Origin of the sequence: Bacillus sp. EKM202B, assembly GCF_011066025.1 — a bacterium.
Lineage (GTDB): Bacteria > Bacillota > Bacilli > Bacillales > Bacillaceae_G > Bacillus_A > Bacillus_A toyonensis.
Genome location: NZ_JAAMNK010000008.1, coordinates 17,107 through 32,917, shown reverse-complemented (window position 1 = coordinate 32,917; position 15,811 = coordinate 17,107). Strand labels below are relative to the sequence as shown.

The 15,811-nt window shown below is 31.4% G+C and carries 17 protein-coding genes and 3 pseudogenes; 5 read left to right on the top strand and 15 right to left on the bottom strand.

The genetic code is table 11. The annotated features are described in order from the left end of the window. Nucleotides 1-21: 21 nt before the first annotated feature. Nucleotides 22-984: an MBL fold metallo-hydrolase gene (locus G9F74_RS12305; RefSeq protein ID WP_001037056.1), complete on the bottom strand. Its 963-nt coding sequence runs from the start codon at nt 982-984 to the stop codon at nt 22-24. A 386-nt stretch (nt 985-1,370) separates the two neighbouring features. On the opposite strand from G9F74_RS12305, the gene G9F74_RS12300 reads away from it, so the two are divergent. The 3 genes and pseudogenes from G9F74_RS12300 to G9F74_RS12285 all read left to right on the top strand — a co-directional run bounded on the left by G9F74_RS12300 (nt 1,371) and on the right by G9F74_RS12285 (nt 3,941). Beyond that, nucleotides 1,371-2,258, top strand: coding sequence for an LAGLIDADG family homing endonuclease (locus G9F74_RS12300; RefSeq protein ID WP_229181212.1), 888 nt, complete (start codon nt 1,371-1,373; stop codon nt 2,256-2,258). 135 nt (nt 2,259-2,393) lie between these two features. Continuing rightward, nucleotides 2,394-3,409, top strand: a pseudogene (locus G9F74_RS30060) (hypothetical protein). Between the two features lie 136 nt (nt 3,410-3,545). Then, nucleotides 3,546-3,941: a RidA family protein gene (locus G9F74_RS12285; RefSeq protein ID WP_016108540.1), complete on the top strand. Its 396-nt coding sequence runs from the start codon at nt 3,546-3,548 to the stop codon at nt 3,939-3,941. 679 nt (nt 3,942-4,620) lie between these two features. Here G9F74_RS12285 and G9F74_RS12280 read toward each other — a convergent pair. The 6 genes and pseudogenes from G9F74_RS12280 to G9F74_RS12255 form a co-directional block, all read right to left on the bottom strand. After that, on the bottom strand, nt 4,621-5,436 hold the full coding sequence (locus G9F74_RS12280; RefSeq protein WP_016108541.1) for a YwqG family protein: 816 nt from the start codon (nt 5,434-5,436) through the stop codon (nt 4,621-4,623). 78 nt (nt 5,437-5,514) lie between these two features. After that, on the bottom strand, nt 5,515-5,922 hold the full coding sequence (locus tag G9F74_RS12275; protein ID WP_016108542.1) for a DnaJ family domain-containing protein: 408 nt from the start codon (nt 5,920-5,922) through the stop codon (nt 5,515-5,517). 45 nt (nt 5,923-5,967) lie between these two features. Continuing rightward, entirely contained in the window at nt 5,968-7,140 is a 1,173-nt protein-coding gene (locus tag G9F74_RS12270) for an alpha/beta hydrolase (protein ID WP_016108543.1), read from the bottom strand. Nucleotides 7,141-7,176: 36 nt separating this feature from the next. After that, nucleotides 7,177-7,536 (bottom strand): hypothetical protein, encoded by a 360-nt coding sequence (locus tag G9F74_RS12265; RefSeq protein ID WP_000432673.1) that lies wholly within the window; start codon nt 7,534-7,536, stop codon nt 7,177-7,179. A 269-nt stretch (nt 7,537-7,805) separates the two neighbouring features. Further along, nucleotides 7,806-8,188: pseudogene (locus G9F74_RS12260) on the bottom strand (YxiJ-like family protein). Between the two features lie 12 nt (nt 8,189-8,200). Then, nucleotides 8,201-9,052: a patatin-like phospholipase family protein gene (locus tag G9F74_RS12255; protein WP_016108545.1), complete on the bottom strand. Its 852-nt coding sequence runs from the start codon at nt 9,050-9,052 to the stop codon at nt 8,201-8,203. Nucleotides 9,053-9,231: 179 nt separating this feature from the next. On the opposite strand from G9F74_RS12255, the gene G9F74_RS12250 reads away from it, so the two are divergent. Next, nucleotides 9,232-9,609: a PH domain-containing protein gene (locus G9F74_RS12250; protein ID WP_000522467.1), complete on the top strand. Its 378-nt coding sequence runs from the start codon at nt 9,232-9,234 to the stop codon at nt 9,607-9,609. 119 nt (nt 9,610-9,728) lie between these two features. Here the strand turns inward: G9F74_RS12250 and G9F74_RS12245 are convergent. From G9F74_RS12245 to G9F74_RS12225, 5 genes and pseudogenes are all read right to left on the bottom strand, one after another. After that, nucleotides 9,729-10,206: pseudogene (locus G9F74_RS12245) on the bottom strand (GNAT family N-acetyltransferase). Between the two features lies 1 nt (nt 10,207). Then, entirely contained in the window at nt 10,208-10,729 is a 522-nt protein-coding gene (locus G9F74_RS12240; protein WP_000999060.1) for a YfiT family bacillithiol transferase, read from the bottom strand. A gap of 16 nt (nt 10,730-10,745) precedes the next feature. Next, nucleotides 10,746-11,273: a GNAT family N-acetyltransferase gene (locus G9F74_RS12235; RefSeq protein ID WP_000409229.1), complete on the bottom strand. Its 528-nt coding sequence runs from the start codon at nt 11,271-11,273 to the stop codon at nt 10,746-10,748. A gap of 63 nt (nt 11,274-11,336) precedes the next feature. Continuing rightward, entirely contained in the window at nt 11,337-12,659 is a 1,323-nt protein-coding gene (locus tag G9F74_RS12230) for an NAD(P)/FAD-dependent oxidoreductase (RefSeq protein WP_000482067.1), read from the bottom strand. Nucleotides 12,660-12,740: 81 nt separating this feature from the next. Next, nucleotides 12,741-13,520 carry an undecaprenyl-diphosphate phosphatase gene (locus G9F74_RS12225; RefSeq protein WP_001104286.1) on the bottom strand — a complete coding sequence of 260 codons (780 nt, stop codon included), beginning with the start codon at nt 13,518-13,520 and terminating at the stop codon, nt 12,741-12,743. 132 nt (nt 13,521-13,652) lie between these two features. Between G9F74_RS12225 and G9F74_RS12220 the strand changes: the two genes are divergently transcribed. Continuing rightward, nucleotides 13,653-13,859, top strand: coding sequence for a hypothetical protein (locus tag G9F74_RS12220; RefSeq protein WP_000269008.1), 207 nt, complete (start codon nt 13,653-13,655; stop codon nt 13,857-13,859). A 59-nt stretch (nt 13,860-13,918) separates the two neighbouring features. Here G9F74_RS12220 and G9F74_RS12215 read toward each other — a convergent pair whose 3' ends face one another. From G9F74_RS12215 to G9F74_RS12205, 3 genes are all read right to left on the bottom strand, one after another. Further along, nucleotides 13,919-14,299, bottom strand: coding sequence for a nucleotide excision repair endonuclease (locus G9F74_RS12215; protein WP_001048938.1), 381 nt, complete (start codon nt 14,297-14,299; stop codon nt 13,919-13,921). Between the two features lie 77 nt (nt 14,300-14,376). Beyond that, a complete protein-coding gene (locus G9F74_RS12210) occupies nt 14,377-14,940 on the bottom strand; it encodes a GNAT family N-acetyltransferase (protein ID WP_000185952.1) in 564 nt (187 codons plus the stop codon). 153 nt (nt 14,941-15,093) lie between these two features. Continuing rightward, a complete protein-coding gene (locus G9F74_RS12205) occupies nt 15,094-15,666 on the bottom strand; it encodes a YybS family protein (protein ID WP_001079224.1) in 573 nt (190 codons plus the stop codon). Nucleotides 15,667-15,811: the final 145 nt, after the last annotated feature.

The window sequence follows — 15,811 nt, the reverse complement described above, 5'->3', positions numbered from 1 at the left end:
CGCTCTTTTTTACATATACAATTAAACTTCGCGCCACCAAGCTGATGAAAGATAGTTTGTAGGTTTTAATGTAATTGATTCACCAATTTGCGGCGTTGCAACTGTAACTCCTAAACGTTTTGCTTCTTTCGTAACACGTTCAATTGGATCGCTCCATTCATGCAACGCTAATGTAAAAGCACCCCAATGAATCGGAAGTAGTAATTCTCCTTTAACGTCAATATGAGCTTGTACCGTCTCTTCTGGCAACATATGAATAGCAGACCAACGTGTATCATATTGCCCGCATTCCATTAAAGTAAGATCAAATGGACCGTATTTATCACCAATCTCTTTAAAGTGAGGAGCATATCCGCTATCACCACTAAAAAAGACTTTAGTTTCTTGACCAAGAATAAGCCATGAACACCATAACGAACGATCTCTATCTGTCATACTTCGTCCAGAGAAATGCCTTGCAGGAGCGCATACTAACTTAATAGTATCAAACGTAATTTCATCCCACCATTTATGCTCACTAATCTTACTAGGTGAAACACCCCATTTAATAAGATATTGTGCAACTCCCGTCGGAACGTAAAAATGCTTCGTACGATCTTTTAACTCCATAATACTTTTATAATTTAAGTGGTCATAGTGATTATGTGAAATGATAATCGCATCAATTTCTTGAAGGTCTTCACGTTCTAAAGAAAACGCACCACTATACCGCTTACTATTAAAAATAGGAAATGGGGAAGAGGCATCACCAAGCATAGGATCTAATAACAGCTTTTTACCTTCTACTTTTAAAAGAGACGCAGAATGGCCAAACCATGTAACACTCTCTAAAGATTCATCGTCTTTATTTGATAAAACGATAGGTAAATCCTTTATAGGACGTAGCTTTGATTTCATTTTAAAATAATCCGTCATTAAACCTATAATATCTTTCGGTTTAAAACTCATATCAGTATGAATTTGATTTGTATATTTCTTATTCATTGGTTCTCCTTTTTACGTTTAACAATATACGTATGTTGTTATTGTAGCTATTTGTAGTTTAAACTATATCATTTTACCTTTCATCTTACATGCAGTACATTTCATAAATTCGTCAAATTCGTTATTCGTATATATAAAATGAAATTTATTCAGCAGCAGATAAAACTAATATGAAGTAAATGTAAATTATTTTAATTTAGTAAAATTCCTCTTATAAGAATCGAAGAACATACGTTTCGTTGTATGTTATAGAAGAGAATATGTCTCTAATGAACAATAGAAAGGAGAGGATGTAGATGCAAATAGAGAGAAAAAAGAAGTCAAAATGCAAACTATCAAAATCTGAAATCATCCAGCTGTATGCAGAAGGGAAGAGTACCTGAGAAATTGCTATACTTGCTAATGTGTCTGCAAGGTATATTCGTATGGTTTTAAAAGACAATAACGTACCAAGACGAGCTATAGGTAGTTGGAAGAGGAAGTATGACCTAAAAGAAGATTATTTTAAAACTTGGTCAAATAACATGTCTTATATTTTAGGGTTTATAGCAGCAGATGGTGTAATACAAAAAGAAAACCAATGTGTCAGTATCTCACAAAAAGAAAGTGACATTTTAGAAGATATTAAAAAAGAATTAAACACAAACCAGCCACTTTACCAAAATAAAAAAACAGGCGTATATATGCTAAACATTAATAGTAAAACAATAAAAGACGACCTTATGAACATACACGGAATCATGCCGTGTAAATCATTTAACATCGAATTTCCTTTTGTACCAGAAGAATATTTACATCATTTTGTTCGTGGATATTTTGATGGGGATGGTTACGTCAAGTATGAAACTTATACAGTAAGCTTTGTAGGAGGATCATATAGCTTTATGAATTCTTTAAATCAGGTACTACAAAATCACAATTTACTAGCCGATTTACTAAATCAAAATAAACATTATCGTGTCATATTAACAGGGAGAAAATCAATACAACTATTTTCAAATTGGATTTATAAAGACAAAGATATTTATTTGCATAGAAAATATGAAGAATTTCGAAAAGAAAGTCTAAGTCTAGATCAATTACAAGATCGAAAACTAAAACAAACTCAAACTGCCGTTAAACAAAGAAAACAAAATTTCCTTAATGAATATATGAAAAATAAATGTAATGATACAGCTTGCTCTAATTTAAAAATAAGCGAATCAACTTTTAAGCGTTGGTTAAAAAATGATAATCAATTTAAAAAAGACTATGAAAGAATTCAGTCACTATAAAAATGCAAAAAACCTTAGTATATCTATGCTAAGGTTTTTAATTTGAGATTATTAGAGGATACTTATTTTCGTTTATAGAACTTAATAAATACATAGATTTTACAATGAATTTACTAGTAAGGGAGGGAATATGAAATGCCCACTAATAATAGTCCGGAGAATATATTACATACATCTTATGAAACTAAAATGATTTCATCTTGGTTTTGAGTCAAATGCTATAAAAATGATGCTAAATTGGACAAATGATGAATTTGAAAAGCGCGTTAATTCATTAGAAGTAGAGGGGCTATTGAAACAAACAGGAGGGAGGTACTATCCAACGTGTATGGTGATAACAGCTTGTGAAGGAAAAAAACTTTATAATCTTTGTGAACCTCTAATTAAACCAACACTTAAGATCATTGAAAATCATTCAAATCAAATTGAATTTATCTCAAAAAGAATCGACACGTTTAATCATTTACCTAAAGAATCGTATAGTCTTTTACTGTATAGTGGTGTGCTATTAGATTTTGGACAAATAAATTACATTGAAGAAAACTATTTAAAAAAAGAAACGACCTTTAAGAAATAAGAAAAGATATTATTATACTATTCAAGAACAAGAACTAGCAGATATAGGGGCTTTCGGGATGTATAGTAATGCGTATTTAGATTTAGGAGAAGTTCAAATTGGTCTTTATGGAAATTCTCGATATTCAACATTAAATTTAATAACAGCAAATAACGAAATATTTGAAGAATATTTTCAAAACACTAATACTGATATTAATTATAAGAAAAAGCAATTTGTAAAAGGTTTCGTAGCAGCAGATAGACAAATAGATTTAAATTTATTTGTAGTTTATGAAAAATTAGGCTTATATCAAAATTCACAACCTATTATCCCGGTGTTTAAAAGAAAAGACTTATCTACGCTTCACGAAATTGCAAACATAATCAGTGAAGATTTAATCTCATTATTTAAAGAATACGATAAACCTTTAAAACAATACTTTGCCAGCAGCAGATACTCAAATGAAATAACTTATGAAGAGTTTTTTATCTGGTGGTATCACTTTTTCTATACAAAAGTAACTGAAGAATTAATAAAACAAGGTGTAATTATAACAAGCGCACAAGAAAATCAAACGTACATGATCCATTAATAACTTTAAATTAAAGTGCTAATATACTTTTACATATGTAGCAGCTGAATGGATAAATAATTATTAGTAAATAGGGGATAATCTGAAATTAAAATCTAATATAAAGAAAATAAGATATTCAAAGGGGAGAAGAGCCATGCAAAAGAAATTTATCAATCCAGAAACGATGCCACCAACTTTTGGATACTCACATGTAGTCGAAGTTACTAACGTTAAACGAACAATTTACATATCTAGACAAGTAGCGATTAACACTGATGGTCAAATAGTCGGCATTGGTGATTTAGCTACACAAACACGACAAGTTTTCGAAAATATTAAATGTGCATTAGAAACTTCAAATTTAAACTTTAATGATGTAGTAAAATTAACATTTTTCTTAACAGATATTTCTCAAATGGCCATTGTTAGAGATATTCGAGATCAATACATTGATACTAAGAATCCACCAGCAAGTTCTGCTGTGGAAGTTAGAAAATTAATTAACGATAACTTATTAATTGAAATTGAAGCAATTGCTGTAGCAAACTAAATTTAAAAGCTTATTCGGAATTAATATCAATACAATTCGTTTAATGTGTTTATTTCAAACGAATTGTATTTTTTATTGTCTTAAATATAATTACCACACAATACGTCACACAGTATTAATTCAAAGAGAAAGGGGAAGCATAACGAATAGAACTAACGTATAATAAGTTTATTATTTTTAATTAGTTAACATAATATATATTATAGGCAGTTATAGAAACAAAGTGTTTACAGGTATCAAAAACCAAGTAAACTATACTTAATGAGACGAAACGGAGATTTTCAGTGAGATTCCCATAAAATCTAATCTATATGAATTTCTACAGTTTTATCGTTTATTTTGCTTTAAATGAATCATAGCAAATCCTAATCAATAATTGCTTAAGATTTAACGAATCCAAATCATTTTTAATCGACAAGAAATTTTTCTGCATAAAAATTATTTCTATACAAAATATAAATTAATAATTTTATTTTATGTTTTACTTATTCAATTTATTGCTATTTACACACGTTTTACAGCTTTACTTTATTTGTTGTTATTTCTATCATTTACGCTTGACTTTTAATGCGCTTATTGTTCTATACGCTAGTTAACATAACGTTTATTTGTAACATAAAAAAATCCTCCTCGCCTTCAGGAAGATTTTTTAACTTGCTATTAGATTATATATATCTTTTTAGTAGCAATCCCAATTGTAAATAACATTGGAAAAATCTAGATTTAACAAATCATCTTTCTTTATAAAGAAATTAGCAACACCAGAATCTCCCCACATAATATTTAATGAATCGTCTGTATCAATTTGCAGCAATAATATATCATGTTGCTGGTATTTCTCTTCCCATTCTCTTGGATCTGTCTGTGTAAAAAATGGATAACCGCCGATTTTATGTCCTTGTTCTTCGCATAAATCATCATACAGTTCGCCTAATTCTGTATTATTTTCTTCATCAACGATTTGTTCCCAATCAATGTTATCGTTAAAAATCATTTCAAATCGATAATCTCTAGATGTTACTGGTTGATAATTCAATTCAAACTTTAGTTTTGCTGCTTCAGGTATGATAAAATCCTCTGAATCTAAAGTGTTTAAATAACTGAAATCAGTAATAACCTTAGTTAAATCTTCTGTAATTGTAGAATGATACATAATTCGAAAATCTTTTTGGTCAGTTGGATGATCAAAATCTGCTCCAAAAAGCTCATCATCAGCACTTACGAAAAACTGTAACATACCATTTTGAGGCATATATTCAATATGAGGCATTTCTTCAAAGTTTAATTGAGCAAGTAGCATCATCGGTTGCCCATTTGAGTCTTTAGGATGCTCTTGATCTATAGGTAAATACTGATGACCACCAAACTTACTCTCAAAAAGAGTTGTCTCTGCTAATGTTCCAGAAACTTTAACATACGGTTTCACACTTTCTTCTAAAATACTACGATACTGTTCTAGTTCTTTCGGAATTTGAAGTTGATACGTATTCTTCATCACATTTGCCTCCCTTTAATAATGAATTGAAAATGCCTTACTTAATTATATAGTAAGAGATAGCTTCATTGAAAATTGTTAAAAGTCCGTTTTCATCCTCGTTTTTTGCGCACTTGGTGGACAAAGTAGATTATGTTCTAAAACCTTTTTATTAATAGTTCGAATTAAATCCGCTGCTTCTGCAGTATTTGTAGTTTCTTTTAGCCTTTCTTTTAAATCATCAATTTCCTTTGAAAGCTCAATCCACCTAGGTAAAACATGATTATTTTTCAAAGTTCTATACAGTTGTTTTTCAGGATTATACGAAAGATCTTTATCTAGATTTAGAGGTTTCCCTTTACCTGGCAAATTATCAAAAGACCCTTTCTTTTCTGCTTCTTTAACGATAGAACTAATATGATCCTCATACGTATAGGACCAAATTTTCTCATCTTTTACTAAAATCTCTTGCTTTTTTAGTTTTTTATCTAGTTCTTCTTGATTCATAAAATCTCTCTCCTTTATATTTTATAGTAGCGTTTTTGCAGGTTTTTACGCTTTCAATCCATCAAATAACTTTTCTCGCCACCAAACACCGTCATGACCGCCTTGAAATTCTTCATAAGTAATTTGGTATCCTTTTTCTTTTAAAGCTTTATACAGGCGTCTATTGGCTGTTAAAAGAGGTTTGTTTTCAAGTTCTCCTGCTGCTATATAAAAATGAGGTTGCATCGCATTTGAATCTATAGATGAAATTTGATTTTCAATCCAAGGAATTATATTTTCATAACCATCCTTTTTCCAATGTACGGATCCAGACATTGACAACACGTTCCCGAAAACATGTGGATTTTGAAGCGCTGCATAAAAAGCTGCTAAGCCACCAAGACTGAAACCGGCAATTGTTGTATGTTTCGCGTCTTTATGCACACGATACTTAGCATGAATCCACGGCAGTAATTCCTCTGTTAAAAATATATTCATTTTATCGTTATAAGTTAGCTCTTCTAGCCGATCAACTGGTTCTATAGCAACAGCAATACAAGATGGGATTTCTTTTGTGTGAATTAAATAATTGAGTGTTCTTGCGATTGAAAGGTTATTAATGAATGAATTCCCATCAAATACAATGAGAAGTTCTTGAAGATGTGAAGTGTGAGAATAATCATGAGGCGTATAAATATGAATTTTACGTGTGTTATTTAAAATCGTACTATGAAAAGAATATGTTTCAATTTTTCCGGATGGATAATGTTTTGAAGGAAAACGACTGCTATACTGCACTTCCATTCCTGTGTTTAACATAGACGCTTTATTGGCACCTTCTCCAAATGTATTTCCATTAAATTGGTCTAGTTGGTACTGTCCACTACGCTTTATCCAATCATTTTTGAAAAAATCGTTTACTGAAAAATAGTACGTTGAAATAAAACTCTTATCCGTCCTAAACGTTTCATACCAAATATCTGTCTGTAACAATCGTTTTAATTGATTTACAGACAGATCCCAACCAGGAAAACTGCCGAATACATAAACATTTTCAGTTTTTCGGTCCCTTAACCAAATATACGTTATAAGCTTATACTGATTAGCTACAGGACATTGTTCTATTAGTGGCGTATTATTCGACTTTATTTCATGCAAAAAAGTATAAAAAGCTTTCTCGTTTCCATTTTTTAATTGATTATTCAGTTCCTCTAACTTAGGACTAATTATTGAAGTCACCCCCACTTCCTCCTTCGTTGTAGTTCTTTCTTTTTATTAGGAAAGTTTATCAATTGCCTGAACAGATAGTTCCAACGCTTTTATTCTTCTTGTTAAAAGAGTTCTTTGCGGACTACCTACTTTAGACTTATCATAAGCCCTCTCCATTGATGGAAGCAAACCAACAAGGACATTACGAGCTTCTATTAACTCTTCTTGACTATACTGATGACTTTGTTGATTCCAAGCGTTTTCTAGCGCTGCTAACCCTATGCAAACAGCTTTAAATCGTTTTTTCACTAATGTAGTATTTGCACCTTTTTGAGTCATTTGTGACAGTGCATTTTCAAGTTTACGAATTGTTGATTGTAAAGATTTTATTGATTCCGATTTGTCTAGATTTGATACGTTTTCCATTTTACTGTTGTTCCTCCTGGCTTAACTTATTTAATACTGGATATAATAAGTACTTAATTTCACTCGAAATATTTTATCATAAAGAACTAACTATATTCGAGGTGGATAATGGATTAAAGGAAAACGGTATCTAAGCGCCTCTCCCTCCCTTACATCATTCTATATGTACTTCTTTCTTCGTATTAGAATCCCTATATAAACAAGGTATTAAAATTGTATTTTTTATGAAAAAAAAACGCACAAGCAGCATAACTTGTACGTTTTAATTTTTATTCAGTAAGATAATATAGTAATAGTTTTCGCGCTTTCTCATAATTCATGAAATCTCTATACAAAACGGGATACTTCACAGATACTTCACAATTTCTGTTTCTATAGAACGATATTGCGGAAACCATTCGAAAAATGATTTTCTCAGCCACTTTATTTGCTCAAACGAAATCTCCTTTTCGTTTTCATTAAGTACGTAACTCAAAGTCCCTGCTGTATGCATCCAATAATAATTTAAATCAGCGCTTATACAATCATCTTCTGTGAACATATTTTTATAATCTTTCCGTATTTTTTGAATGTCACAATTCGGAAATAGTTTATATAGAGGACTATGCATTTTTTGCAATTCATTAAACATAACTTGTTTTCCTAACTTCAAATACCCACCCCTTTATTTCTCCATCCAATTTAATAAGTTTTCATAGTGATATTGAGCATCGATATACCCAAGATTATATAGATTAACAAGCTTTTCCTTATTTCTTTCTATTCCGCTTATAGGAAGTTGTACGCTAGGCTGAATAACATAAAAATTATCTTTTTGTTCTTTTTGATTCATATAAGATATCGTCTCATTATAAAAACAATAATGCTCTACTAAAGTCTCTGCGATTTTCGGATATTTTCTATATAAAATTTTAGCCAGGCCAGAAAATTTATTTCGCTGCTTCTCATATCCTTCTGGTTTTGTCATAATTACAACGTTCTTTTCATAACCATCAGTTTGAGCTTTTAAAACCGGTATAGGATCTATAATTCCTCCATCTAGCAATTTTCGATTATCATATTCTACAGCAGGTGCTATAAACGGGACAGAGCTTGATGCACGAATGATTTTTAAAATATCATTTCCATGTTCCTGTTTATTATAATAAACAGCCTGTCCTGAATCGCAATCGGTCGTTCCAATTACAAACTGTTCATTTGAATGTAGGAAAGTTTGAAAATCAAACGGTACAATTTTGTTTGGTACTTCATCAAATAGAAAATCCATACCAAATAATTCACGTTTTCTGATTAAATTTCGATAAGATATATATCTGTGATCTGCTACTAGCTCTGTATTCACTTTCTTATTCCTTCCTTTTTGACGTGACAAATAGGTTGCTCCCATACACGCTCCAGCAGATACACCGACTACATACGGAAAGAATAAGTTTTGTTCCATGAAATATTCGAGTACTCCTGCAGTATATAAACCTTTCATTCCTCCGCCCTCTAATACTAAACCAATATTCTTCATGCTATATCCCTCTACTCCTTTTTTCTTACTTACATATTAGCACAAGATTTTAAGATGAGGTTATATAATCGAATTGCAACAATAACCAGAAACTACTAAAGTAATGTCATAATTTCTTAGTAAGTAGCATGGTACAATATAAGTAACACATCCCACATATATTAAAGGAGGAATTTCATATGGGTTTATTTAGCGGTATTTTAGGAAATGCATCGAATGCGAGTACAGAAAGTGTAGAACGTGATTTAGAGAAGATTATGCTAGACGATGAGAAAGTTGAGCATGCTTATAAATTAATTCGCGATTTAATCGTATTTACAAATCGTCGTCTTATTTTAGTAGATAAACAAGGAATATCAGGTAAAAAAACAGAGTATCATTCTATTCCTTATAAAAGTATTACACAATTTAGCATTGAAACAGCTGGGCATTTTGATTTAGATGCAGAGCTTAAAATTTGGGTGTCTAGTATGGATGATCCAATTGCAAAAGAATTTAAAGGTGACGATAGTATTTTAAGCATTCAAAAAGCGTTAGTAACATATACGACAAAATAGTTATTTTGTATTTTTATTCATTTATGAAATTACTAACCCGAATATTTTGGAAGTATATACAAAGTATTTGTATATTTAATCTCTATTAACATAAAAAGGTAAAGCGTATTTCTAATGCTTTACCTTTCTTTTTTGTAATAAATAAGTGTAGCTTTATCATTTAATTTCTTTATAAATTCTGTTCTTTTATAACCTATCTTTTCATATAAAAAACAATTTCTCTCTTCTTCTAAAATAGTAGCAAGTTCCCAACTCATCGCTTCAGGAAACATCTCCTCAATTAATAATAATACTTTTTGAGCAATTCCTTTTCCTTGAAACTCTGGATGTATGAACATAGGACTTATCCAAAATTGATTTGTTTTTTCTTTGTAATATATACACATTGCCCCAACAAACTGACCATCTACTATAATTTTATAAAATCCACCATTTGGGTATTTTATTCTTGTCATCGTTCGTTGATTGAATCGGCTCATTTGCTGGACTCGTCTCATAGTCTTGATACTTCTCTAATAACGGATAAAATGATGTAATTTGCATTGTAAATATGTCCAGTGCATCTTTCTCATTTGCTCGTTTTAGTATAATATTCATCTTACCAATCTAGACGCTTTCTTAATGAAGTAATATGAGCTGTATGATGACGACCGTGCCATGCGTATAGTCCAATTGCAACAGCCAGTTTTGTTTCACCAGATTCAGGATGATTAAATGTCTTTTCTAAATCAGTAGGTTCTAATGAATATAAAAGGTTAACCCATCTTTTATGTAATGAATCTAGCATTACTAGTGAAACATCTACAGGTAGTTTCGAATCTGGCAATTCTGCCCATTTTTCTTCTTTATACGGTTTAATAGTTGGATTCTTTTCTGTTAGTGCTAATTTAAAGCGTATGTAACTATTCATATGGCTATCAACAACGTGATGAACAACTTGACGAACTGTCCATCCACCAACGCGATACGGTGTGTCTAACTGCTTCTGATCTAAATCTTTAATTGCCTTTGCTAAATCAGTAGGTACATCCTCAATTTCTTGAATCCATTTATCAATCATTTCCTCAGTAATAGGACGCTTGTATGTAAATTGGCCAATTGGATATCGTAAATCATTCATGAATAAGTCCCCCCTATTATTTTGAACACGAAGTAGTTCTGCAAATATAATGTACAAAATTTACACGTTCTCCGTTTAATTCTACAGAAGTTGTATCTGCTTCATTTTTAAAAGAAAATCCGCTTTTTTCTAGTACAATTTGTGATGCAAGATTATTAGTCGTTGTTTTAGCATGAACCTCATTAATTTCATTATTTTTCGCTACGTCTAAAATTAATTTTACAGCTGCTGTTGCAACTCCTTTTTTAGTGAATTTTTCTCCGACTCGATAACCTAACGAACTGATTCGAGTTTCGGTATCTATATTTACTAAGTTAATTCGTCCTATAATTTCTTTTTCTTCATTACGAATTAAATAAAAATAAGAACTTCCATCTGCCTGTTCTATTAATAAATCGTCTAATAGTTTTTGAAAATATTCAAAATCGAAATATTGCGAACCACGATTTGGTACCATCGTTTCAAAAAAAGATTTATTCGTAAGTTCAAATGTAAATAAATCCGCAGCATCTTGTTTTTTTAGTTGCTCTATGTATATTTCCATCCCGTATTCTCCTTCTTGATTTACTAACTGTTATACATTCTTTTTTAATCAATTATATTCCTGCTATTTCTTTCGATTAAGTAATACAGCTAGTAGCACTTTCGGATGAAAAAGGTGAAATGGACTACGAATTAAATTCATCACTCGTACTAACCGAATATAAACATCAGAATCACTTGCGGAAAGTCGATATATTTGTTTCGTATACCATAGCTGAAATTTTTGTTTCGTAGTTAATTCTCTCTTTAGCTGCGGGTGACGTGATATTTCCGTTGTTGTCATATCCCAAGGGATTTCTATTATGTCAGCTGTCTTTTTATAAAATTGTTGTGTAAATGTTTTATCGAGCTGTTTTCTACTTTGCAAAAGTAATTGCAATTGGTGAGCTTCCATAGCAGCAACTGAAACACCTTGACCGAAAACAGGATCAAAACGACATTGTGCATCTCCAACTACTAACAACCCTTCTGGTACATTGTTAACTAAATCAAATCGCCGGCGTACTTGATAGGGAATTTTGTATGTCTTTATATCAGTAATTCCCTCAGCCTTGTTTAGGAAGTCTGTAACATTAGAAATTGATAGGTTTTCAGCAAAATCATAAAACTCATCATCTGTTTGTGGTGCTTTCTCATTTGCGTATCCACTGAAAGTAACAAAATAACGATTATCTTCAATCGTTTGAATAAGAACGCCATAAGGGTTTTCAGGGAAACTCGGAGACATTAGCATATTACAACAGTCTAACTCCTCATTTTCTTTAAGTTGGAACATTTTTGTTGCGTAAAATAAATCGATACGAACTTTCTCTTCTTGTACTTCAATTTCGTATTCTCGTAGCCACTCCATACTTTTTGAGCCAAATCCACTTGCATCAATTACAATATCTGCATGAACTTCTTCTTGCATGCCTGTCTCTAAATATTTAACTTTTACTCCACACACTTTGTTAAGCTTCCCATCTACTAATAACCCATTAACCAATGTTTTATATGTAATAGTAATATTTGAAATTTGATCAATTCGTTTTTGAATATGCCATTCTAATAAAGGACGACTTTGTTGAATCATATGAACTTCCCCTATGAATGGTTGTTTCCATAGACCAAATTGATGCCATTTCAAATCACGCGTAAAGTTATTTATAATACTGCCCGCTTTTATTAATTCATTCGTAATAGTAGGAAACAATTCTTCAATTGCTTTTTCTCCACCTTTTAATAACACGTGAGGATGATCGCTTTGTGGAACTCTTTTTCTTGAAGCTTTTCCATCCCATTTGTCACCGACTTCTAAAATGATTACTTCTTTAAAAGAAGTTGATAATGCCTTTGCTGCAAACTTTCCCGCCATACTTCCACCAATAACAATAGCCTTATTAAACATATTCTCCCCCTTAATAAAAAGAGATCCTGTCGTGTATAAATGAAACAGGACCTTAATTACATTGCTTCTTTATCATTATAATTAAAATACATGAGTAAATTGCAACGTTAAAATTAAAATACCTAATCCCCATACGTAATACGCGAATACTTTTAAGGAATGACGTTTTAAATATTGAATCATCCATGAAACTGCTATGTAACCAAAGAAAGCTGCTGATAACGTTCCGACAATTAATGATGTACTAGAAATAGATTCTGCTTTCCCTTGAAAAACATCTATAAATTGCAAGATGATTGCTCCGACTATTGCTGGCGTAGATAATAAAAAAGAAAAGTATGCTGCTGTTTCACGGTCTAGTTTTCTCCATAAAGCAGCGACAATCGTCATTCCAGAGCGAGAAATTGCCGGGAAAATAGCAGCCGCTTGAAATGAACCAATGATAAATGCATCTTTATATGTAATGTCGTCCATTTTTTTACGACCATCCTTTTGTTTATCGGCCATATATAGAAAGAAACCTGTCACTAAAAACTCCCAACCGATGGTAATGCCTGTTTTTGAAATATCTTCAAAGAAGTCTTTAAATAATAAACCGATTACAACCGCAGGTATCGTCCCAACGATAAGTAATAACATAAGCTTTGAAAATGGATTTTTCATTAAATATATAAATTCTTTTTTGTAATAAATAAACACGGCAAGCAAAGTCCCAATATGCAGCGTCGTATCTAAAAACAATCCCGCTTCATCTAATTGAAACAAATGCCGTCCTAAATAAAGGTGCCCTGTACTACTAATCGGTAAAAACTCTGTTAACCCTTGAATTATACCTAAAATAAATGCTTCTAACCAATTCATGATGGTCTCCTTTCTCGTTTGCTTGTACCAATATATGAAGGTTAAATTTTCGATATGAAAAAAACTATATTTCTCTATGAATTTACTTTTAAATTATGGATATATATGTAAAGAGAGTCGAGGTGGGTTAATATGTGGAGGCACACAAAATTCGGTAATGTATTACTTTGGGTGGGACCTATCCTTGTGTTTTTAGGATTATGTATGACTAATGTTATTTCAGACATTCCTTTCTTTGAAGGAAAACATAAAACGCTCGGAATAATAATTTTATTTATAGGGGTTTTCTGTTTAATTGCTGCTAATTATTTTAAAAAAGGAGAAAGAAATGAAGAATAAAGCTAAATAAAAAAAACAATCCCAGTATAAATGCTAGGATTGTTTTTCGTTTATGTTGCTTATTTATAGAATACTTTATCAACGTTATATTTTGCTTTGTATTCATTAATGATATATGTTTCGTAAATTTCTCTTTCTGTTGGATCTTCTACGATACATGCATCAATACGGTATACTTCGTCACGATGATTTTTAATTGGTGAAACATTGTCTTCAAAGTGTTTTTTAATACGTTGTCTAATTTTACGAGCTTTACCTACGAAAAGCAGTTCGTCATTAATATTGTAAAACATAAAAATGCCGCCTTTATCTCTAGGGAACAAGTGGAAATCGATAAAACCATTAATTGGAGTAATGATTGCCTCGTCTCCTTTAATAACTTGTTTACGTTCAGTAATTGAAACATCAGCTTCAGGAATATTAATTTTAATCAAGTTCATTCACGTCCTCTTTTATTATAAAGATAAATAATAGCATACATACGTAAGAAAAGCTATGTCCAGAGGCATATTTCATTTTATAATTCAAATATTATAGGTGTATCATGTAAACTCTTCTTCCAAATCATATGATCACTTGATTTTCCCCAATAACCCTTCAGTACATAACTAGGTTCTCCAAACTTCTTCGTCCATATACTTTGTGCTTTTTTGTATCCACTATCTAAACAGTATTCTGTTATTCCTCTGCTAAGTAATGTAAGATACATTGCATGTAATAGTAGACTCCCTATACCTTTTCTTTGATACTCAGGAAGTATAAATACAGTTCCTATTTCATACAAATCCTTAAGTACACCGCCTGTACAACTAGTAATCAATGTACTTGCTGGACCAATTTCAATTGTTCCAATCATTTTATCGTTATTTGTATCTATCGCTAATAAAAAGTAACGATTTTCTCCATTACTATCAAAATCATCTTTTAAATATTGCTTTTTCGAGTTAATTTCATTTTCTATGTCATCCAATAATTGTGATAATCCTTCATTTTTATATGTATCCGTAATAACTATACGGAAAAACAAGTGAAGTTCCTCTAAATCATCCAAATTCGGCCTTCTAATCGCAACGTTAGTCATGAATGAATTCTCCAATCTATGAAAATATACGAGAACAGCTTATATTGTAAATGTATTTTGGTGTTAAACAATAACCTTATCATGTGAATTGCTTCTTTTTGAATTTATATATCATCACAACGTATATTCGTCTAAAACTATTATATGACATGATTAATACAATACTTTATATACTCTATTCAATATTATTCTACAAAAACCCGCATAGATCCAGCAGTAAAGAAAGCTCAGTACAAAGATTGATAAAATAATTTTTATGTCTAAAGTTGTATGAACAGTAGGGCCAAGTACTGGAAAACGGAAAATATCGAGAATGATCATAATACCTATAAGTAGGCATATCGCAGAAAAGGAAACAACCCATATTCTCCTCCTTAATTTTGAAAAGGATACTCCTAACGCTATACCTAATAAGCCAGTAGTAAAAGGGAAAACAAATAGTTCGCTTGGTTGAATAATAAATAATAGAAAAATAGTTAGAACATAAGAAAGTATTCCCTCACGAATAGAATAACAAATAGCAAAGAAAATAGGTAACGTCGCAAATGGACTAATGAGTAATCCTATACCAGGAATTAAGTTCCCAGCTGCTTGAAACATGGTGGCCAATGCGCTCATTAAAGCTGTCATTGCTAACTTATTTACAAGGGACAACTTTCTTTTATGAACAAAGTTCGCGTCATGCTCTATCATCAGTTGATACCAATAACGTACAAACCGATTCATCAAAATACCCCCTAAAGATACCTCATTCATCACTTTCTATATTATTCATACACTTTTTGTTTATGTGTTACTTTCTGCCTGGTTATCAATCACTATCCCGTAGTCATTTATTCATAGCAGTATGTTTAGGGAGACGACAGGTCGT